21 protein-coding genes are annotated in these 20,998 nt (G+C 40.9%); 9 read left to right on the top strand and 12 right to left on the bottom strand.

Features of this window, described 5'->3' with window-relative positions:
• Window positions 1-45: 45 nt before the first annotated feature.
• From RB604_RS07115 to RB604_RS07105, 3 genes are all read right to left on the bottom strand, one after another.
• A complete protein-coding gene (locus RB604_RS07115; protein ID WP_055293445.1) occupies window positions 46-861 on the bottom strand; it encodes a hypothetical protein in 816 nt (271 codons plus the stop codon).
• A gap of 27 nt (window positions 862-888) precedes the next feature.
• Window positions 889-1,512, bottom strand: coding sequence for a hypothetical protein (locus tag RB604_RS07110; RefSeq protein WP_055293443.1), 624 nt, complete (start codon window positions 1,510-1,512; stop codon window positions 889-891).
• A 292-nt stretch (window positions 1,513-1,804) separates the two neighbouring features.
• The gene (locus tag RB604_RS07105) at window positions 1,805-2,782 is read right to left on the bottom strand and encodes an ROK family protein (RefSeq protein WP_005926469.1); all 978 of its coding nucleotides are present in this window, start codon (window positions 2,780-2,782) and stop codon (window positions 1,805-1,807) included.
• 176 nt (window positions 2,783-2,958) lie between these two features.
• Here RB604_RS07105 and RB604_RS07100 point away from each other — a divergent pair, with 176 nt between their 5' ends.
• The 6 genes from RB604_RS07100 to RB604_RS07075 all read left to right on the top strand — a co-directional run bounded on the left by RB604_RS07100 (window position 2,959) and on the right by RB604_RS07075 (window position 10,218).
• Window positions 2,959-3,675: an ABC transporter ATP-binding protein gene (locus RB604_RS07100; RefSeq protein ID WP_005926473.1), complete on the top strand. Its 717-nt coding sequence runs from the start codon at window positions 2,959-2,961 to the stop codon at window positions 3,673-3,675.
• A gap of 183 nt (window positions 3,676-3,858) precedes the next feature.
• Window positions 3,859-5,118: an ABC transporter permease gene (locus tag RB604_RS07095; protein ID WP_007478881.1), complete on the top strand. Its 1,260-nt coding sequence runs from the start codon at window positions 3,859-3,861 to the stop codon at window positions 5,116-5,118.
• 155 nt (window positions 5,119-5,273) lie between these two features.
• Window positions 5,274-6,518, top strand: coding sequence for an ABC transporter permease (locus RB604_RS07090; RefSeq protein WP_005926479.1), 1,245 nt, complete (start codon window positions 5,274-5,276; stop codon window positions 6,516-6,518).
• 63 nt (window positions 6,519-6,581) lie between these two features.
• On the top strand, window positions 6,582-7,682 hold the full coding sequence (locus tag RB604_RS07085; RefSeq protein ID WP_007478889.1) for an efflux RND transporter periplasmic adaptor subunit: 1,101 nt from the start codon (window positions 6,582-6,584) through the stop codon (window positions 7,680-7,682).
• A gap of 21 nt (window positions 7,683-7,703) precedes the next feature.
• Window positions 7,704-9,017, top strand: a complete 1,314-nt coding sequence (locus tag RB604_RS07080) for a TolC family protein (RefSeq protein ID WP_055293441.1) — start codon at window positions 7,704-7,706, stop codon at window positions 9,015-9,017.
• A 61-nt stretch (window positions 9,018-9,078) separates the two neighbouring features.
• Window positions 9,079-10,218 carry an endonuclease/exonuclease/phosphatase family protein gene (locus RB604_RS07075; protein ID WP_229103547.1) on the top strand — a complete coding sequence of 380 codons (1,140 nt, stop codon included), beginning with the start codon at window positions 9,079-9,081 and terminating at the stop codon, window positions 10,216-10,218.
• A 70-nt stretch (window positions 10,219-10,288) separates the two neighbouring features.
• On the opposite strand, the gene RB604_RS07070 is transcribed toward RB604_RS07075, so the two are convergent.
• The gene (locus RB604_RS07070; RefSeq protein WP_005926491.1) at window positions 10,289-10,789 is read right to left on the bottom strand and encodes a DUF3836 domain-containing protein; all 501 of its coding nucleotides are present in this window, start codon (window positions 10,787-10,789) and stop codon (window positions 10,289-10,291) included.
• A gap of 261 nt (window positions 10,790-11,050) precedes the next feature.
• Between RB604_RS07070 and RB604_RS07065 the strand changes: the two genes are divergently transcribed.
• From RB604_RS07065 to RB604_RS07055, 3 genes are read left to right on the top strand one after another with little or no spacing between them, the layout of a single operon-like run.
• Window positions 11,051-12,478 (top strand): O-antigen translocase, encoded by a 1,428-nt coding sequence (locus RB604_RS07065; RefSeq protein ID WP_007478894.1) that lies wholly within the window; start codon window positions 11,051-11,053, stop codon window positions 12,476-12,478.
• A 19-nt stretch (window positions 12,479-12,497) separates the two neighbouring features.
• The gene (locus tag RB604_RS07060) at window positions 12,498-13,385 is read left to right on the top strand and encodes a glycosyltransferase family 2 protein (protein WP_005926497.1); all 888 of its coding nucleotides are present in this window, start codon (window positions 12,498-12,500) and stop codon (window positions 13,383-13,385) included.
• Window positions 13,382-14,479 (top strand): glycosyltransferase family protein, encoded by a 1,098-nt coding sequence (locus RB604_RS07055; protein ID WP_005926500.1) that lies wholly within the window; start codon window positions 13,382-13,384, stop codon window positions 14,477-14,479. Before RB604_RS07060 ends, RB604_RS07055 begins: the two co-directional genes overlap by 4 nt.
• A 21-nt stretch (window positions 14,480-14,500) precedes the next feature.
• Here the strand turns inward: RB604_RS07055 and RB604_RS07050 are convergent, their stop codons facing one another.
• From RB604_RS07050 to RB604_RS07015, 8 genes are all read right to left on the bottom strand, one after another.
• Complete coding sequence (locus RB604_RS07050; RefSeq protein ID WP_007478896.1) at window positions 14,501-15,601, bottom strand: DegT/DnrJ/EryC1/StrS family aminotransferase; 1,101 nt, start codon at window positions 15,599-15,601, stop codon at window positions 14,501-14,503.
• Complete coding sequence (locus tag RB604_RS07045) at window positions 15,594-16,574, bottom strand: GNAT family N-acetyltransferase (protein ID WP_005926505.1); 981 nt, start codon at window positions 16,572-16,574, stop codon at window positions 15,594-15,596. The genes RB604_RS07050 and RB604_RS07045 overlap by 8 nt, the downstream gene beginning before the upstream one ends.
• Complete coding sequence (locus RB604_RS07040) at window positions 16,571-16,957, bottom strand: sugar 3,4-ketoisomerase (protein WP_005926507.1); 387 nt, start codon at window positions 16,955-16,957, stop codon at window positions 16,571-16,573. The genes RB604_RS07045 and RB604_RS07040 overlap by 4 nt, the downstream gene beginning before the upstream one ends.
• Window positions 16,958-17,217: 260 nt before the next feature.
• Complete coding sequence (locus tag RB604_RS07035) at window positions 17,218-18,306, bottom strand: dermokine domain-containing protein (RefSeq protein ID WP_005926511.1); 1,089 nt, start codon at window positions 18,304-18,306, stop codon at window positions 17,218-17,220.
• A 15-nt stretch (window positions 18,307-18,321) separates the two neighbouring features.
• Entirely contained in the window at window positions 18,322-18,996 is a 675-nt protein-coding gene (locus tag RB604_RS07030; RefSeq protein ID WP_007478900.1) for a proline and serine-rich protein 1 family protein, read from the bottom strand.
• Window positions 18,993-19,322, bottom strand: a complete 330-nt coding sequence (locus RB604_RS07025) for a hypothetical protein (RefSeq protein ID WP_007478901.1) — start codon at window positions 19,320-19,322, stop codon at window positions 18,993-18,995. The genes RB604_RS07030 and RB604_RS07025 overlap by 4 nt, the downstream gene beginning before the upstream one ends.
• A gap of 46 nt (window positions 19,323-19,368) precedes the next feature.
• On the bottom strand, window positions 19,369-19,680 hold the full coding sequence (bamE, locus tag RB604_RS07020) for an outer membrane protein assembly factor BamE domain-containing protein (protein WP_007478902.1): 312 nt from the start codon (window positions 19,678-19,680) through the stop codon (window positions 19,369-19,371).
• A gap of 119 nt (window positions 19,681-19,799) precedes the next feature.
• Entirely contained in the window at window positions 19,800-20,639 is an 840-nt protein-coding gene (locus tag RB604_RS07015) for a CvfB family protein (RefSeq protein ID WP_007478903.1), read from the bottom strand.
• Window positions 20,640-20,998: the final 359 nt, after the last annotated feature.

Here is a 20,998-nt window from a genome sequence, read left to right as displayed (position 1 = left end):
AGTTCACCCGGGGCTTTAGCTATATGATATTGAATAATAACCCGCTTATTTTGAAGTTACCTTGCCGGTTGCAAAATCCAATTCAAGAACCACATCTTTTCCATTGCCCAATTTTATTTTATAAGTATCGCCTTGCCAACCCAACGTCATGGGGTCTATTACCGCTCCGGTAGCAGCACAATAATGCTGAACAGCTGGCATGCCGGCAGTCCACTTGTGTTGCATCGCTTCTGTTCTGTAGCTAAAATCGTCACCAAATTTCCCATAAGCCGTATAAGTAAACTTTTCCATAGTCAAAGTATATGAATCATCGGTCATCTTGTCCGTATTTTTAAGCAGGAAAGTAACCAAACCGCCTTTTCGCACTGTATTAAGCGTTATTTCTTTTTTGCTATCCATCACGATATCACTCATATAAGCTGTACCGAAAGCATTATAGACTCCTGCACTTTGCAGACACTCAACCGACAGGCCCTTATACTGTTTGTTGATCGAGACCTGGTTATATTCAATATTTCCCTTTACAAAATCACTCGTAACGATCACACTATAATCACCCGGTTCCAATTCTTCTGTCGTATACGAAGCAATAGCACTTATATTAGAGAGATAACGGCTATCGTTCGCAACAATAGAGACGTCATTGCCTGCCTGCTTCACAACCAGAAAAGAAACACGAATCCGGAGACCGTCGGACAACTCATCCGTGAAATACAGATCGCCTTTCGCATCTTTCAAATCTTTCACTACATCGTATACCGATGTGTTGATTGTCAGCTTGATCGCATTATCCTCTTCTTCACACGAAACCAATGATACACAAGCATATACAAGCGCAAACAAATAAAACAACTTTTTCATTTTTACTTCTTTATAATGTTAATAATATTACTTCGCCATATAATCCAGCACTGTGTAAGGCTTCCATTTGCCCTCTTTATCCTTTATCAGTTCCATGGTTTCATTTTCTATCACTATATCTCCCTCTTTAAAATTTTCCAAGATTTTGCCAAACGGAGTGATGTTGGTGAGAACAACTGTATAGTGAGCATATCCTTTATTTTCCCCGACATACTCCTTGCTAATCACCTTGCCCACCTTCTCATTGGCTCCTCTCATCGCAACAAACGCCACGCTTCCCTGCTTTAAAGGTGTGCCTTTCAGGTATTTTTCACCTTCTGGAGTCAAGCCGACAATGATACGATAAATCGCTCCTACCCGTTCCCTCTGCTCCACAGTAATCAAACCCGCTTCCTGCAAAGCTAAAAACTGTTCCATTTTCAGATTGCGCTCTCCCACAGATCCGTATTTAATGGTAGCCGATTCATCGAAAGTTACATCCCCTATCGGAAGATAGGCTGCTTTATACGCGGCTTGATCCGGTGCGGTACCTCCCAAAGTTAAAAGTGCATTTCCAGTATCTTCTATTACCCGATCAGATACTTTACCATCTCCACAAGATACCAGTAGGTAGAAACCTGCCAGCATCAACAAATAATTAACTGCTTTCATAATTTACAATTATCAGATTAAACAAAGATCTTATCAAGCTCTAAACAAATGCTTTATATCCTATTGAAGCATTGATAATATCATTAATTTATTTTAAAATAGGATATTGCAAAGATAGTATATAAGCAAACACTGACCTGTCACCCCAAAGGGTGTTTTTATTACCTAAAAAGACAAATACATCATAAAGTCCATACATACAAAATGGCAACATGCAAAAGCCCCGGACAAACAAATGTTCGCCCGGGGCTTTATTACCTTTATATAATAATGAAGTAGACTCTTAAAAAGATTACAAGTCTTTCAACTCCCAAGCCAATGCACTGGCACCCAGCACAGCAGCATCAGAATCTTTTAATTCGGAAACCAATAGCTTGGTTTTACCTTTATAGATATTAAGCAAATTATCTTCCATTGCTTTATGGATCGGTTTCATGATATAATCACCCGATTTTGCAAGACCACCGAACAACACAATTGCCTCCGGACTGGAGAATGCAATGAAATCTGCCAAAGCCTCACCAAGTATAGTACCTGTGAACTCAAAAATTTCCTGTGCCAATTTATCACCCTGCACTGCTGCATCATATACATCTTTTGAAGTAATGTTTTCTGCAGGAATATTACGCAAAAGGCTGGCATCCGTGCGTGCAGCCAAGAATTCACGAGCCGTACGGGCTACACCTGTAGCCGAGCAATACGTCTCCAGACAACCTTTACGTCCGCAACCGCACATACGTCCCGTACCGCGACGAACAATCACATGGCCCAACTCACCGGCAAAACCATCGTGACCATAAACCATCTGTCCGTTAATAACAATACCGCTACCGACACCTGTGCCCAATGTAATCATGATAAAATCCTTCATACCACGCGCAGCTCCATAGGTCATTTCACCTACACCGGCCGCATTGGCATCATTAGTCAAAGCCGTAGGAATGCCAAGACGTTCTTCAAACATGGCAGCCAAAGGAATAATACCTTTCCAAGGCAAGTTAGGAGCGAATTCGATTGTTCCGCTATAATAGTTTCCGTTAGGAGCACCGATACCGATACCTTTTATTTTTTCAACGCCACCTTGTGAGATGATAAGAGGAAGAAGATTTTTACATACTTCATCTACATATTCTTCTACTGTTTCATAAGCCTGAGTTTTTACAGAGCCGCTTGCAATAATAGTACCGCGTGCATCTACAATACCAAAGACAGAGTTTGTTCCGCCTATGTCAATACCTACTACGTAGGGTTTTTCCATGTTTGAATTCATGATAGTTCGTTTAAAAGGGTTAGTTTATTAATAATTTATTGCACACAAATTACGTAAAGAAGATTGAGTCTACAAAATGTTTTTTTAAAAAACTTCACTCTGTTTGCAACTTTTCGTATCTTTCGTGCGTCTAATAGGAGAAATTATAAGAAAAGCCAAACTAAATAAAAGAAATTGTGATACACCTCAAAGACATTAACAAGACTTACTACAATGGAGCTCCCCTCCATGTGCTCAAAGGTATCAACCTCGACATAAAACGTGGAGAGTTCGTTTCTATCATGGGAGCATCAGGATCGGGAAAGTCCACCTTACTAAACATACTGGGCATTCTTGACAACTATGATACCGGTGACTATTACCTGAATAACGTACTGATAAAAGACCTCAGCGAAACCAAAGCTGCAGAATACAGAAACCGGATGATAGGATTTATCTTCCAGTCCTTCAACTTGATTTCTTTTAAGAATGCTGTGGAGAATGTAGCCCTGCCACTATTCTACCAAGGGGTAAGCCGCAAAAAAAGGAATGCCCTGGCATTGGAGTATCTGGATAAGTTGGGGTTGAAAGATTGGGCGCATCACATGCCAAACGAGATGAGTGGCGGACAAAAACAACGCGTTGCCATTGCACGCGCATTGATCACCCAACCCCAAATTATCTTGGCTGACGAACCGACCGGTGCGCTGGACAGCAAGACTTCCGTCGAGGTAATGCAAATATTAAAAGACCTCCACAAAACGGGAATGACCATCGTAGTAGTGACACATGAAAGCGGTGTAGCCAATCAAACGGATAAAATTATTCATATCAAGGACGGAATCATCGAACGGATTGAGGAGAACCTCGATCATGATGCATCTCCTTTCGGCCAACACGGAATAATGAAATAAGAAAAAAGAAAGGATTTACGATTAGACAATTGGCAATTTCCGATTAAAAATAGTCTTTGTTTGTTCATCTCTTTCCCATCTCAAAATATAAACCGATAATATCAATCGTAAATCGTAAACGTACCTATGGACTCAAAGATTAAACAATGGTCATGACCATAGGGAATAAATCTAAATAAAATCATGTTTGACATTTGGCAAGAAATATATGGTACCATCAAACGGAACAAATTGCGCACATTCCTCACAGGATTTGCCGTAGCATGGGGCATCTTTATGCTTATCGTACTGTTAGGGGCAGGCAACGGACTGATCCACGCGTTCGAACAATCGTCTTCGGAACGGGCCTTGAATTCTATCAAGATATTTCCCGGGTGGACTACCAAATCGTATGAAGGGCTGAAAGAAGGACGAAGGGTTAAGCTAGATAACAAGGACTTAGATATAACCAAAGAACAGTTCCAAGAAAATGTAATCGAAGTCGGTGCAACCTTATATCAAAATAGTACCAATCTAAATTTTGGTAAAGAATATGTCAACCTAAGACTAACAGGAGTATTCCCGAATTTCCCGGAAGTAGAAACGGTAAAACTATCCAAAGGACGGTTCATTAATGAGATAGACATACGACAATGCAGGAAGGTGATTGTTCTCAATACCAAAACAGCCGAAATCCTTTTCGATAAAACTCATACAGAACCTATCGGACAAAACGTAAAAACAGGGGGGATTATCTATCAGGTAGTAGGGCTGTATAAAGACCAGGGAGACAACAGTTCAAGTGATGCATATATTCCTTTTACAACTCTACAACTCATTTATAATGAAGGAAATAAAGTAAACAATATCATTTTCACCACCAAAAATCTGAAGTCAATAGAAGACAACAAGGCTTTTGAAACTCAATACCGCAAAGTATTAGGAGCCCACCACCGCTTCGATCCTACTGACGAAAGTGCCATCTGGATATGGAACCGGTTTACCAATTACCTGCGCAACATGGGAGCCATGAATATGCTTCGGATAGCTATTTGGGTGATAGGTATCTTCACACTGCTGAGCGGAATTGTAGGAGTCTCGAATATCATGCTGATTACCGTAAAAGAACGAACCCGGGAATTCGGCATCCGCAAAGCATTGGGAGCAAAACCACGGTCTATCTTATGGCTCATTATCGTAGAGAGCGTTGCAATCACTACTTTTTTCGGATATATAGGAATGGTCAGCGGCATTGCAGTAACCGAATGGATGAACAGCGCTTTCGGAAACCAGCAAATGGATAACGGTATGTGGTCGGAAACCGTATTCTCTAATCCGACGGTAGATTTGGGAATTGCCATACAAGCCACTCTGACATTAGTCATAGCAGGCACTTTAGCCGGGTTCTTCCCTGCCCGGAAAGCAGTAACCATCAGCCCGATAGAAGCGCTCAGAGCAGACTAATAATGTGCCAATTATTCAATGTGCCAATATGCCAATGGAAAAAATTGGGAAATTAGGAAATTGAATAATTGAATAACAAATTAAATAACTAAGTAATTAACCGTGCACAGCCAATTGACACATTGGCAAATTAGCACATTGGCAAATTATTCAAGATGCGAATAGACATAGACACGTGTGAGGAAATCCTTATCACGATAACAAGAAACAAAACCCGGAGCCTGCTTACGGCATTCGGAGTATTCTGGGGTATTTTCATGCTCGTGGCACTCATTGGAGGCGGACAAGGTATGCAAAATGCCATGCAGGTGCAGTTTGAAGGATTCGCCACAAACTCCGGTTTTGCATGGCCGCAGAAAACAGGCGAGGCCTACAAAGGATTCCGTAAAGGACGCTGGTGGAGCTTAAATATCGATGACATCGAACGTATACGCAAAAATGTAGACGGGATCGAGCTTATCACCCCTTCCATTGCCCGTTGGGGCTCTAAATCGGTATATGAAGACAAAAAATTCGATTGTATCGTGAAAGGACTACATCCCGAATATGAAAATATCGAAGCACAAGATATTTCCCTCGGGAGATTTATAAATGATGTGGATATACGCGAAGCGCGCAAAGTATGTGTCATCGGGAAACGTGTGTATGAAAGCCTGTTTACACCGGGCACCGATCCTTTGGGAAAATACATTCGCGTAGACGGAATTTACTATCGTGTCATCGGATTATCGGTGGCAGAAGGAAATATCAGCATCCAAGGGCAATCATCCGAATCTGTTATATTGCCTTTTACAACCATGCAACGGGCTTATAACCTGGGACGTAACATAGAGTTGGCCTGCTTTACTGTCAAACCGGGTTTGAAAGTGACAGATATACAGCCGGAAGTAGAACGTATTATCAAAGAAGCACACTTCATATCACCGGATGACAAACAAGCCATCATGGTATTAAACACAGAGGCTATGTTTTCAATGATGGATAACCTATTCACAGGTATACGCATTCTTATCTGGATGGTAGGATTGGGTACTCTGTTAGCAGGAGCCATCGGGGTATCAAACATCATGATGGTAACAGTGCGCGAACGTACTACCGAAATCGGTATTCGCCGTGCGATCGGTGCCCGTCCCAAGGATATACTCCAACAAATTCTTTCTGAAAGCATGGTACTTACCACAATAGCCGGAATGATGGGAATCTCATTTGCCGTATTAGTACTTCAAGTGATGGATATGACCATCACCAGTGACAGTGGGAGGTCTTTCGGCTTCCAGGTTACATTCGGTTTGGCTGTGGGCACTTGTGCATTATTAATCACATTGGGCATGCTGGCAGGACTGGCACCCGCCTACCGGGCAATGGCCATTAAACCGATTGAAGCCATCCGTGACGAATAATCACAATTGGCAAATCAAAGAGAGATAAAAAAGAAAAATATAAAATCAAAAAATAAGACTAAGATGAAAAAGTTTCTGAAAATCACATTGCTGGTAGTCCTAACAGCCGGTATCATAGGGACATTTGTATTCCTGTGGATGAAATCAAGACCGAAAGTTGTTGTATACGAAACAGTAAACGCCGAGATCACCGATCTACAAAAAACAACAGTGGCCACGGGTAAAGTAGAGCCTCGCGATGAAATCCTCATCAAGCCTCAAATCTCGGGTATCATTGACGAAGTATACAAAGAAGCCGGACAGAGCATCCGCAAAGGTGAAGTGATTGCCAAAGTAAAGGTAATCCCGGAGTTAGGACAGGTAAACTCTGCCGAAAGCCGTGTACGCCTGGCGGAAATTAATGAGAAACAGGCACAGACGGATTTTGACCGCGTAGAGAAGTTATTCAAAGACAAACTCATCAGCCGCGAAGACTTCGAAAAAAGCGAAGTGGCACTGAAACAGGCGCGTGTAGAAGTACAGACGGCTAAAGATGCACTTGAAATTATCAAAGAAGGGATTACTAAAAACAGCGCTTCACTCTCCAGTACTTTAATCCGTTCGACAATAGACGGGCTGATATTGGATGTCCCGGTAAAAGCCGGTAACTCCGTAATTATGAGTAATACGTTCAATGACGGAACAACCATCGCTACGGTGGCCAATATGAATGATTTGATTTTTAAAGGTAAGATAGACGAAACGGAAGTCGGACGTATTCACGAAGGAATGCCTGTAAAACTAACCATCGGCGCATTACAAAATCTGACATTCGATGCCAAACTGGAATATATTTCTCCTAAAGGGGTGGAGGAAAACGGCGCTAACCAATTTGAGATAAAAGCAGCAGTATCCGTGCCCGACAGCGTACAAATCCGTTCAGGCTATTCGGCAAATGCAGAAATTGTGCTTCAACGCGCCCAACAGACCTTAGCAGTACCTGAAAGTGTTATTGAGTTCAGTGGCGACTCCACTTTTGTCTATGTGATGACAGATTCGGTACCGGAACAAAAATTCCAACGCAAACCAGTAACTGCCGGCATGAGCGATGGTATCAAGATAGAGATAAAAAGCGGCGTGACAGCGAAAGATAAAATCCGTGGAGCGGAGAAGAAAGATAAATAATAAAATCAATAACAGGAAATTATGAAAAAAGGACTTATTATATTCTCTCTTGCCACACTCTGCGTCACCAGCCAGGCGCAGGAAGGATGGACGCTACGCCAATGTATCGACTATGCCATCGAACACAATATCGAAATCCAGCAGACAGCCAATGAAGCTGAACAAAATGCCATAGAAGTAAATACGGCAAAATGGGCAAGGCTGCCGAATCTGAGCGGTTCGGCAGGGCAAAATTGGAGCTGGGGACGTTCACAGTCACCCAAAGACAATACATACAGTGATGTAAACAGTGGCAGTACACAATTCGGACTTAATACCAATGTTCCGTTGTTCACCGGACTGCAACTGCCCAATCAGTATGCACTTTCCAAACTGAACCTTAAAGCGGCAATCGAAGACCTGAACAAGGCTAAGGAGGACATTGCTATCAATGTAACTTCCTCTTATCTACAGGTTTTGTTCAATATGGAACTCAGTAAGGTAGCAGCCAGCCAGACGGAACTCAGTAAAGAACAATGCAAACGTATCATCCGCCTTGCCGAAGTAGGAAAGGCTTCGTCTGCCGAAGTAGCCGAAGCTAAAGCCCGTGTGGCACAAGACGAAATGAGCCTGGTACAAGCTGAAAACAATTACCAGCTGGCTCTGCTGGATCTAAGTCAGTTATTGGAACTGCCTACCCCCGAAGGATTTACACTCGCACAACCTGATACTGTAGTAAACTTCGCTCCGTTGACAGCACCGGACGATATATATACGGAGGCATTGAGCAATAAACCCGGTATCCGAGCTGCGCAATTCCGCTTGGAAGGAAGCGAAAAAAGCATACGCATAGCTCAAAGTAATTATTATCCACAACTTTCTTTCGGAGCAAGTATAGGAACAAATTTCTATACATTGAACGGTTCTGCCGAACACAGCTTCGGTTCTCAATTGAAAAATAATCTGAATAAAGGCATCGGATTCAATCTGAGTGTGCCATTATTCAACCGCTTGGCTACCCGTAACCGTGTTCGCAGTGCCCGGTTGCAGCAAACCAACCTTGCCCTGCAACTGAACAACACCAAGAAGGTGCTTTACAAAGAGATTCAACAGGCATGGTACAACGCTGTAGCTGCCGAAAGTAAGTTCAATAGCAGTATGGCAGCCGTTACTGCCAATGAAGAATCTTTCCGTCTGATGAGTGAGAAATTCGATAACGGGAAAGCCACTTTTGTGGAATACAATGAAGCCAAACAAAATCTAACAAAATCATTATCAGACAAAATACAAGCAAAATATGACTACCTGTTCCGCACCAAGATTCTCGACTTCTACAAAGGAAAAGCAATCGAATAATCAATAATATCAGTTATCTTTGCTTCATAAACTAAAAAAGACAAGTATATGAAGCAAAGATTTGAAAATAGCCAGTTTCAACTTAAACTTTTATATATCGGACAGCTCCTTATGGAATTCCCAATATGGTGCAGCCAATCAAGCCGAGTTCACAAGGCAACGTACAAAAATCCTTGCCGCCCTTAAAGCCATGAATGCAGATATATATGCTCTTTGCGAGGTTGGTGAAGGAAGAACGGCCGTACAAGATATAGTAAACGGACTAAATGAAGCAGAGGGAACGGATAAATATGCTTATATAGATAGCGGAGATAGCCACGAAAGTACCTACACTAAAAATGTATTTGTTTACAATACAACCAAAGTAACACCCTACAAAGAATTCCGTACCATCGGCTCGTACCTTAAACTCCGCCATGTGGCACAAGCTTTTGATCTGAAAGAGAATCAGGAAAGATTGATAATCTCATTAAATCACTTCAAATCAAAGTCAAGCGGTAACGGAAGCAATGCCGATCAATACGACGGGCAAGGAAGCTCAAATATTCAACGGCAATCCGAGACTCGTACACTCATCAATGAATTGAATGCCCTGATCAGCTATTACGAGGATCCGGATATATTGATATTGGGTGATTTAAACGCATACTCCAAAGAAGACCCCATCCGAATATTAACAAACGCTTCTTTGACAAATCTGCTCGAACAATTCTCTCCCCTGGATTATAGCTATGTTTATAACGGAGCTACCGGTTATCTGGATCATTCAATTGCTTCTATCAGCATGAGTAAACAAGTAACAGATGCATTCCCCTGGCATATTAACGCAGATGAACAAAGTAAATTCGGTTATAAATATGCTGCAGATTATTCTCCGGACCCATACCGTTGTTCCGACCATGATCCGATCATCACAACTTTGATGTTAGGACAAACAACAGGAAACGGTCATCAGGAAGTCACCGCCAAAAACAGAATTCAAATCTTCGGTAATCCCCGCGACGGTTACTTAACCTTGAAAGGAGAAAATATAAATAAGGTAGAAGTTCTTTCTGTCAACGGACAAATCATTGTCACGAATACGGTTCACCCATCCGAAAGTTATTTTATTCTGCCAACAGATGTTTTAGCTGAAGGATTCTATTTAATACGTGTATATAATGGAGGATCGTGTACCACGCTTAAAATTATAATTCCATAATAAAAGGCTTCGTATAACCTTTCGGAAATACGAAGCCTGACATTTCTTTCTATTTTTATTACAATATAGTTTAATAAGCAATGGCTATCAGTTCAAAATCATTGTCGCATTTATTCAAAGTATTCAAACTCCAGTCTTTCCCTGCTTCATTCCACTTGTAATTTACATATGCCACCGGCATATTATCCGCATTAAGCTCATAAACACTTTTCTCTACCGAATCAATGTAAGCTTTATGACGTTCATTCCAGCGGGCGTATTCCATAGTTATTTCATTGCCGCCATATAAATAAGTTATCTTAAAATAAGGCACCCATTTATCACGACTTCCATCCCATTTAAATGCTTCTTTAGCAGTCATTCTCTTCTGGTTATCATAAGAAAAATCGTATTTCATATGTCTGTAAAGAGAACCATCCATTCTATAAATCACTTTTGAAGTAACAAGATCACCATCTTTAATTTCATTAGTTACGAAGTTTTCTTCCTGAGCTTTCAACTCTGCATTTGTAATGCCTATAACTGCCATAGCTGCCAAAACAATCATTCTGAAAAATACTGTTGCTTTCATAATCGTATCTATTTATTTAGTTAAACTTTTTCCCATTTATACATTAGACGTATCTATTCATTCAAAGGTTGCATCATTTTCTGTTTTTTTTCTACTCTTTTTTGATGCTTGTCTTCATGTGTATGAATGCAAGTAATATGCCAAAGCAATAACGCACTGGTTATCAGTAATTAATCAAAAATCTAATATGTACGAAAATGAACACATGTACGCTTATATGCGGACAGTATACTATTTTTAATTATCTTTGTCTCCCGCTTTATGGAACAACAAAAAGAATATAGAAGTATCGTAAAAACCACTGCCCTCTTTGGGGGAGTGCAAGCTTTTCAAGTTCTGCTAACTTTGGTACGTACCAAAGTGGTAGCATTGCTTCTTGGAGTAGACGGTGTAGGATTATTAGGACTGTTGAATAATACCATAAGCATGGTGCAAAGCATTACAGGATTGGGGATTAATCAAGGTGGAGTAAAAAGTATATCTGCCGCAGGCAATCCCCAGAAGGCGGCACAAACAGCTTCTTTGGTGAGACAAATGAGTTTGTATGCCGGACTATTCGGTTCAGCAGTGATATTAACTCTTTCCCCATGGTTATCACAGTGGAGCTTCGGTAACCGGGATTTTACAGGAGCTTATATGTGGTTAGCCTGCACATTACTATTTGATACGCTAACGAAAGGCGAATTGGCCATCTTCCAAGGCTTCCGGCGTCTCCGGATTCTGGCACAAGCCAATTTAATCGGTGCATCCGCAGGCCTGTTAATCTCCCTACCTATATATTACATATGGAGAACAGATGGCATTGTAGCCGCCATTATCCTTTCCTCTATCTGCGGTTATTTCGCTACTTTACTATTTCGTGACAAGCAAAAGACTCCTCCCCTCCCCATCTACCAAGAAGGTAAAAGCATCATTACCATCGGAGCGATACTCACAATCAGCGGTTTTGCCAGTACATTAGTCAGTTATTTATTTAATATTTACCTCAGAAGTCATGGTGGTCTGCAAGATGTAGGTATCTATCAATCCGGGTTCGGGTTAATTGATAAGTATGTAGGTCTTATTTTTGTGGCAATGAGTACAGACTATTATCCGCGTCTGGCAGCAGTCCACACCCAAAACACGAAATTAAGTTCCATCATGAATCAACAGACAGTAGTATCATTATTGATATTATGCCCGGTAATTGCCATCTTTCTGCCTACCGCTCCTTTAATCGTACAGTTACTCCTTACAAAGTCTTTCTTACCAGTCATTCCCTTTCTGTCATGGGCTATATTGGGAATGATTTTCAAAGTAACTTCAACCTGTTTAGGATATATACTTATCGTTAAAGGAGCACATCGTTTATTTCTCGGTACCGAACTATTATCTTCAATAATCATTTTAAGTAGCAATATTATAGGATATACTTTAGCTGGAATCAAAGGTATTGGCATTGCTTTCCTTATTAGTTATATTTGTTATTTTATTGTAGTAGGCAGCATTTGCCGCTACAAATTTAACATTAAATTCAACAAAGAAGTTATTAGATTGTTTTTTTTCACAATGACAACTTCAATAGTCAGTTTTATTACAATCTATTATGGGATACCAATAAATCCATGGGCAGGATATACATTCTGCAGTTTATTAATATTAATAAACTGTGTTTTTTCTCTTAGAAGACTATGGCTACATATTAAATAAAACAATTATATTTGTATTCATGAATCCTCAATTAAGCATCATTATCCCATTCTATGGAAAAGCTGACAAGACTTTGTTGCAGTACTGTATCGATTCCATTAACAATCAAGCTATACCATTAGAAAAATATGAACTGATTATTGCAGATGGTAATGGAAAAAATTTAGGTGCAGGTGCAGCCCGTAATAATGGTATTCTTCAAGCTAATGGAGAATATATTCTTTTCGTAGATGCAGACGACTATTTATTTCCTAATTCTTTACTTCATTGTCTCGATTTCTTAGAAAAAGAACATCCTGATGTCTTATCTTTTAAGTTCCAAAAAGTAATACAAGCCAATCAATCTCAAAAAAAGAAAAAGTGTCGACATACAATATACACATCAGGAGCAGAATTTATGGCTAAATGCAATTTTATGGGAGCTGCCTGTATCCATTTTGTGCGAAAGGAACTATTAATAAAACATCAACTTTTTTTCCCAGAAAATACATATCATGAAGATGAAGCTTTTGTTGCTTTGCTATATTTTTATGCTCAAAAAACGATTATTACCAATTGGCATATATATGCATATTTTCAACACCCTCAATCTATTACTTATCAAAGAGACGAGGAACAAGGGCTAAAGCACGTAAAAGATTTCTACAATATTTTATCCTATTTACGTAGCTTTTTAGAAACAGAGTACAAGGTGACTCCGCTTCAGCAAAAAGCTCTACAACGAAGAATACATTTTTTAACAATAGACTATATACAGCAACTTATACTTAACCGGCGTTCACTCTCTTTTATTCTGTCTGAAACAAAGAAACTTGCAGTAGACAAATATATTCCACTTCCAGCGAATAAATATTCTTGGAAATACACCATTGCTCAAACAATTATTAATTTATTAACGCATTTATGAAAATACTACTTCTCGGAGAATTCAGTAATTTGCATTGGACACTAGCGGAAGGACTTCGTAAGTTAGGACACGAAGTATGTGTTGTCTCCAACGGAGACCGTTGGAGAAATTATCAACGTGATATTTCTCTCACAAGACAATCTGATAGTATATTAGACGGCATACAATATGTACTACAATTACTTCGTGTTCTTCCTCTATTAAAAGGATACGATGTGGTGCAATTAATCAATCCATGTTTCCTACATCTAAAAGCTCAAAAATGTTTGTATATCTACCAATACCTGCGTAAGCACAATAAAAAAGTTTTTTTGGGTGCTTTTGGAAATGACTTTTATTGGACCAGTTTATGTATGAAAACAAATGCCCTTCGCTATTCAGAATTCAAAATCGGAGATAAAGAACGCTATACTGCAAACAATCACAATATCCTTCAAGAATGCCTTTATGGGAATACAGCTTATACAACAAAAGAAATTGCCCAAACCTGTAACGGCATTATAGCTTGCCTATGGGAATACTATGTAGCCTATATTCCCTATTTTCCCGATAAAACGACTTTTATTCCCCTCCCTATCGATTACTCCAATATTACGAGCCGTGTACGGACAGAGCCTGAGAAAGTAAACTTTTTCATTGGCATCCAGTCTGCACGGAGCGATATAAAAGGAACGGATATTATGTATCCCGTCTTAAAAGAGATACAAAAAAAATACCCGGACCAATGTCGTATCACAGAAGCGATCGATGCTCCGTACGCGATTTATCAAAAATTAATGGATGATGCTGATGTACAATTAGACCAGCTCTACTCATACACTCCTTCCATGAATTCATTATTAGCCATGGCAAAAGGAGTGATTGTGCTGGGCGGCGGAGAAGAAGAAAATTATGAAATAATAAATGAAAAAGAGCTACGTCCCATTATCAATGTATATCCCTCCGAAGAAGATATCTTCCAAAAATTAGAATACATCGTATTAAACAAGGAACGTATTCCGGAATTATCAGCGCAAAGTATCGAATATGTAAGAAAACATCATAACTATGTAAAGGTGGCACAGCAATATGTTGATTTTTGGGAAGCACATTAAAAAACTGTACTCTCCTTTTTCTTACACAAACCGGTTCAGTGCGGCAATTACCGCATCGGCCTCTTCATCCGTCATCAGCGGAGACATCGGCAGACTGAGTTCTTCCCGATGTATTCGTTCAGTCACCGGCAATGACAGAGAGCTATATTCGGTAAAGGCTTCCTGTTTATGCGGAGGTATCGGATAGTGTATCTGTGCCTGTATTCCCTCCGCTGCAAGAAAGGCTTGCAATCTGTCACGACAAGAAGAAAAAACCGGAAAAATGTGAAATACATGTTGTTTCCAGTCATCGACAGACGGTAAAGTCAACAGAGGATTTTTAATTCCATCAAGATATCGGCAGGCAATATTTCGGCGTCGCTCATTATCGACATCCAGACGAGCCAATTTAAGCCGAAGCACAGCAGCCTGCAGCTCGTCAAGGCGACTGTTAATTCCCTTGCAAAGATGAACATACTTGGCAGAAGAACCATAATTGGCAATAGAACGTATCATCGCAGCAAGCTGTTGGTCATTCGTTGTCACTGCACCGCCATCTCCCAAAGCTCCAAGATTTTTTGCCGGATAGAAACTGAATCCGGCCGCATCTCCAAGATTACCGGTACGTTTTCCATGATAAACCGCCCCATGCGATTGTGCAGCATCCTCCACAACTTTCAGACGATAAGATGCCGCTATATTCAATATAGGTTGCATATCAGCACATCTTCCATATAAATGTACGGGAAGTATCGCTTTAGTCCGGGAATTAATCAAAGTTTCTATCGCTTCGGGCGCTATATTACAGGAATCAAAAGAAGGCTCGCAAAACACGGGTTTCAGCCCGGCACGAACCACTGACAAAATAGAAGCAATATATGTATTGGCAGGAACAATCACTTCATCTCCCGGCTGCATCTCTCCCAACTCGCGATAAGCCATAAAAATAAGGGTCAAGGCATCCAAACCATTTCCTACACCAATACAATATCGGGTTCCGCAATATCCGGCAAAAACCTCTTCAAAAGCACGGGTCTCTTCTCCTTGAAGATACCAACCGGAACGGGTTACACGAACCACCGTTTCCGATAGCTCCGGTTCAAAAGATTCACTAATACGCTGTAAATCAAAATACTTAATCATTTAGTACAGATTTTAAAGAAAGTTCATACGTATCATACATCACCGCACGTCCGCCAAATCCCTCTTTCTGAAAGATCAACCCTTCATTCAAGTAACGGCCTCCATCCTCCACAGAGACCCCGAAATCAAAATACTTCCTATCGGTATAAATTTGATGAATCAAATAATCAAATAAGATATCGAGTGCCCCCATTTCCCGGCCTTGTCCGGTAGAAGCAATATACTGAACATGAGCTACTTCTCCGGTAAGATACATTACACATCCTCCTACAGTCTCTTCACCGTCCAACACCCGGTAAAGTTTTATTTCTTCCGGGAAAAGACGACTCAAACAGACCATTTCTTTCAAAGAATGAACAGGCAATCTGTCGTGACGTTGTTGGAGATTTTGTTCCAAAACCGGCCAAAAAGCATCAAAATTTTCATCCTGGCAGACTTTCAGTCCATGATTACGAGCCTGTTTCAACTTACGGCGACGGAGAGTACTGAATGGGTATCCTTTTTCCGGTATTACCACAGAAGATATTTTCCGCTCTGTCAAACGGGCATTCAACCGAAAAAGGGCATACAAATCCTCTTCCGACGGATAATTATGATAAATAAATGGAATGGTACGATAAACGATCCTACCAACTCCGGCAGTCCCCTTTAAATAGCGGCATAAGAGGTAAAACGCCTCCAACACTACCGTTGCAGTGGCATGATAAGAAAGAATAAACCCGCCGTATGTCAGCCCGCCATGCGAATAATAAGTATCATCACTCTCATTACCGGGCAATAAAGCTATCAACCGCCCTCCTTTGTAAAACATCAGAGAATGATCAGCAAAACGATCTGCATGATAATCCATATAATCACGCATAAACAAAAACGTACCGTTTTTAGAGGTAGCAACAAAACTATCCCAAACAGTCTTTTGCTCCGCTGTATAACGAACTATATTCAACTGCAAGTCTTGGGTAGCGGGTATCATTTCTTTATATATTCCAGAAAATCGTCGTATGAATTAATATAATTGTCCAGGCAATAAGGATGAGAAGCTAAAACCAGCACAACAGCGTCCGATGAAAAATTACTCATTACTTTCCACATTCCCGGAGGAATCAACAAGCCTTCGGAAGGAGAAGACAAATGATAATATTTACGCCCCGTTTCATCCTCCGTCCAGATATCGAAACTACCACTTACAGCCACAAGATACTCGGATAATTCCGTATTAGCATGTTGTCCCCGTTCTTGTCCTTCAGGTACATTATGTATCCAGAATACACGTGCCACTTCAAAAGGTATATCCTGACCTACTTCAAGAAGAGTCAGACTTCCTCGTTTATCTGTAAATGTCTTTAAACGTTCCATAACTTTATAGAATAACGATATTTAGCTGATATTATTATACGAATGACCGTTTATAGTTGCCTATACACTCGGAAGATTAGGATCCGGATTAGTTTCAACATATTGAAACCACTTGCTTCATCCAGATGAAACACATTGTTCCAACCGGATGGAACACATTGTGCCAATAAGATGAAACCCATCGTTTCTTCCTATTGAAACGATGGGCTCCTTTACCTAAACGGGCACTTAGGTCCGTACACATATATTATTAGTATTAGTTATCTTCTTGACGAACTGCTTCCCCGTTCGGAAGAATTTGAAGAAGAACTTCTCCGGCTGCTACTGCCGGAAGAAGAACTTGAAGCAGAAGAACCGCGACTGGATTGTCCGTTGGATACCGAACTGCTACGAGTACTGCTACGCGTAGTACTACGGTTGGAGTTTGAGCTACTACTGCTTGGAGATGTAGTTGTCCGGCTTGTTGAAGAACTGCTACTGCGCCTGCTACTCCCAGAATTTGTGTTATTATTTACCGGTGTACTGCTGCCCGAACTGTTATTTTCCCTTCGGCTACTTGACGAATTCTCCCGGCTCGATGATGACGAAGAGGTATTACTCGGGCGGGTAGTAGTCGTACTCGGACGAGTTGTAGTACTCGGACGGGTACTCGCGCCCGTGCTCGGACGGGTTGTACCGGTACTCGGGCGAGTAGACACACTGGGACGAGTGGTTGTTGTACCCGGTCTCGAACTCGGTCTTGTGCTTGTATTCGGACGAATATTTACCGAGCCGAAATCGGAGCGGCGATTCGTATGATATACCCGATCATTTCTCACACTATAATCTCCTCTATAATAACTATGGTTATACCTTCCGCGATAATAGCTTACATTGTGAAAATGCGTCCGGTAGTGTCCTCCCGAATAGCTACGATAATGGTAGGGTTTCGGAAAATAGAAATAGTTACGATTGGTATAAGTAATGTAGACACGGAAATTCCATCCGCCACCACTTGCATAGATCGGACGATAGAAATAATCGGCTTGCAGAAAACGTCGATACTGCGCATCGCTCAATACCCAACGCAAGTCGTCGTTACGTACATCCAGATAATTATAATAATCATCCAACGCCCATTCGTATCCACGTATCACGTCATCCATCAGATAGCGGATGGAATAGATAAAATCGAAATTGATCTCGTAGACATCATTATACTGGGCAGTATTCAGGTTCAGTTCATACGCCATCTTATCTGTCAGGAAACGCGTCTCCTTACGAACTCTGCTATTGCTCATAGCGGCCATACTCACACTGCTCATGGCAGTTATCCCGATGGCAAATAATATTAAAATAATTCGTTTCATAATCAGTAAGTCTTTTTAGTTATTATTCTCATGATATACCTTTATAAACTGATTTACCTCCTCCTTATCCGAACTAAAGGTCAGTTTATCCAATGCCCGGAAGAAATTCGCCTTATCGGCAATCCTCGGATATATTTTCTTAAGGAACGGTTTCTTTTCACTGTCAAATGTATAAAATTCCAGTAACCGTATACATTGGTCGGTAGTAAAATACGAACTTATCAATGCATTGTCAAGTAAAGCGTTACGGTCGGATTCAAAAGGCTGCTTTTTCAATGAGCTCATGAACTGATTGAAAGAGCTGTCGCTCATCACCGGCTCCCTGGAATTGAAACCATCCGGCCGGTGTCCGGGTTTATCCGGCCTGCCCGGTCTGTGCTCCGGTCTGTCCGGACCATCGATGACGATCTCCTTCACCTCCCTACCCGAACAATAAACACGCTCATCAAACAATAAGTTCTCTCTTTCAAAGCGGTTTCCACGACGGGCGGCATATACCTCCACCCGATAACTGCCACCATGCAGGTTAGCGATAAAACAACTATATGTAGGCCGGCACACCTGCTTCCCATCAATAAATACCACCACCTGTTCTCTTGGGCTTTCAACAGAGAGGCCCTCCAAAGAGAAAGCACTTGCCGGAAACATTGCCAGCAGAAAACAAAAACCGAGTATCAATTTGCGTATCATATCTTTTCTATTTTATTATTTTCCGTTCTGGTATGGCAATCTTTGTCTCTCTCCAAATAAGATTTCATCTCCGTCACTTTACTATCCACAAAGCGTACCCGGACAACCGACCATCCGGAGAGTACCATTACACGGAATTCCCACTCTTCGCCTTTATCATCAAAACTCCTGTAAGCAGGCGCTCCGAGTACCTCCTTAACCTGTTCCAGTGTCATCCCCCTATGGATACCGGCCAATTGTTCATTCGTAAACCCGACACCGGCAGTGACACAGCCGACAAGCATCATCATCAACAACAGAATGCCAAAAGTATGTATCTTTTTCATAACCTATATCTTAAAAGTGAAACTTTTTTAGGAAAACATCCCATTTTTAATGTATACAAGGTGCCGGCAGCAGAGGATGTTCTTGGAAATCCCGCGTCGTAAATGTATCCATACCCGAAACCCTTCCATCCTCAAACGTTATCACCACCACTTTATACTCTCCCGAAATAAGAGACAGGCTTCGATATTCCCACTCTTCCATTCCTCTGTCAAAACGGCGGTATTCCGGTGTCCCGAAAATCTTTGAGATCTCCTGTCTGCTCATACCCTCCTGCACTTTCATCAACCGGTTTACAGAAACACAACTTGTGCTCAACACCAGAAACAATAACATCCATAAAACATGTATCTTTTTCATATCCTATATACATTTAAGTAATTCAACTTCCGTGTTTTCTTATACCACAAAAATAGGGTGAGGAAACTCCCCACCCTAATGATTATCTATATTCGTATATAGGGATTTCCCTATTGCAGTTAGGAGGATGCCAACCAGATACCGTCTTCCTGTAGCACAACCAAATGTTTTTTATACAAATCGCCCACCGCTTTCTTGAATGTCTTTTTACTTACACCGAAAGCAGCGTATATATCATCTGCAGGACTTTTATCATTCAGAGGTGTATACCCGTCGTGCTCACGGATATATTCCAGCAGAGTCTTCGAGAAATCGTCCACCTTTTCAAATCCCAGTTTCTGAAGCACCAAGTCTATCTTGCCATCCTCACGTATTTGCTTTACATATGCTTTCAGCACCATACCGGTATGCAAAGGCTGAAAGATCTCACTATCATAAAGCAATCCGCCGAACTTGTTTTCTATAATAGCCTTAAAGCCTAAATCCGTCTTCTGCCAAATCAGAATATTCACCTCTTCACCCGGCTGATACTCTGCCTTTTCTTTCGAAAGATAACGATCCACCTTGGCGGAAGCCACAATACGGTAACTTTCATCATCCAGATGGGCATGAACGATATATTTCTTACCAACCTGCATTTTCATCTTCTGCTCGCTAAAGGGCACAAACAAATCCTTCATCAACCCCCAGTTGAGAAAGGCTCCAAACTGATTGACCCATGCCACCTCCAAACAAGCAAATTCACCGACCTGTACGAGAGGGGTCAATGTGGTGGCAATCAATCTCTCTTCATTATCAAGATAAAGAAACACATTCAATATATCTCCTATCTGGCAACCTTCGGGTACATAACGGGCAGGTAACAGGATTTCCCCTTCGTCACCCCCATCCAGATACATTCCAAAATCAACCTCTTTCACAACCTCAAGACGGTTGAACTTTCCTAATTCAATGGACATAATTATTCAGCAGTAATTTGTTAGTAGTAATTTGTTAGTAGTAAGTAGTCAGTAGTTAAGTAGTAAGTAGATGGTAGTCAGAAACAGGTTATCAGTAGTTAGAAACAATGCAACATATCGGCGTTGTTATACTGAAAAGGTCTCCAACCACCAGCTACTTACAACTTCACGATTTAGCTACTTACTACTTAACTACTATCTACTTACTACTACTTACTAACTATCTACTTACTACTAAAACAAACTTCTAAATCACTGCAAAGATAGTTTATTTCAATCATATCTCCCCTCTCGATATAACTTTTCATTATCAGCCAAAACTTTTTTCAATGAACAATCTGGCTGATAAGTCGTTATCT

Source organism: Bacteroides salyersiae, assembly GCF_031172035.1.
In the GTDB taxonomy this organism is placed as follows: domain Bacteria; phylum Bacteroidota; class Bacteroidia; order Bacteroidales; family Bacteroidaceae; genus Bacteroides; species Bacteroides salyersiae.
This window is presented reverse-complemented; position numbering and strand designations above follow the sequence as displayed.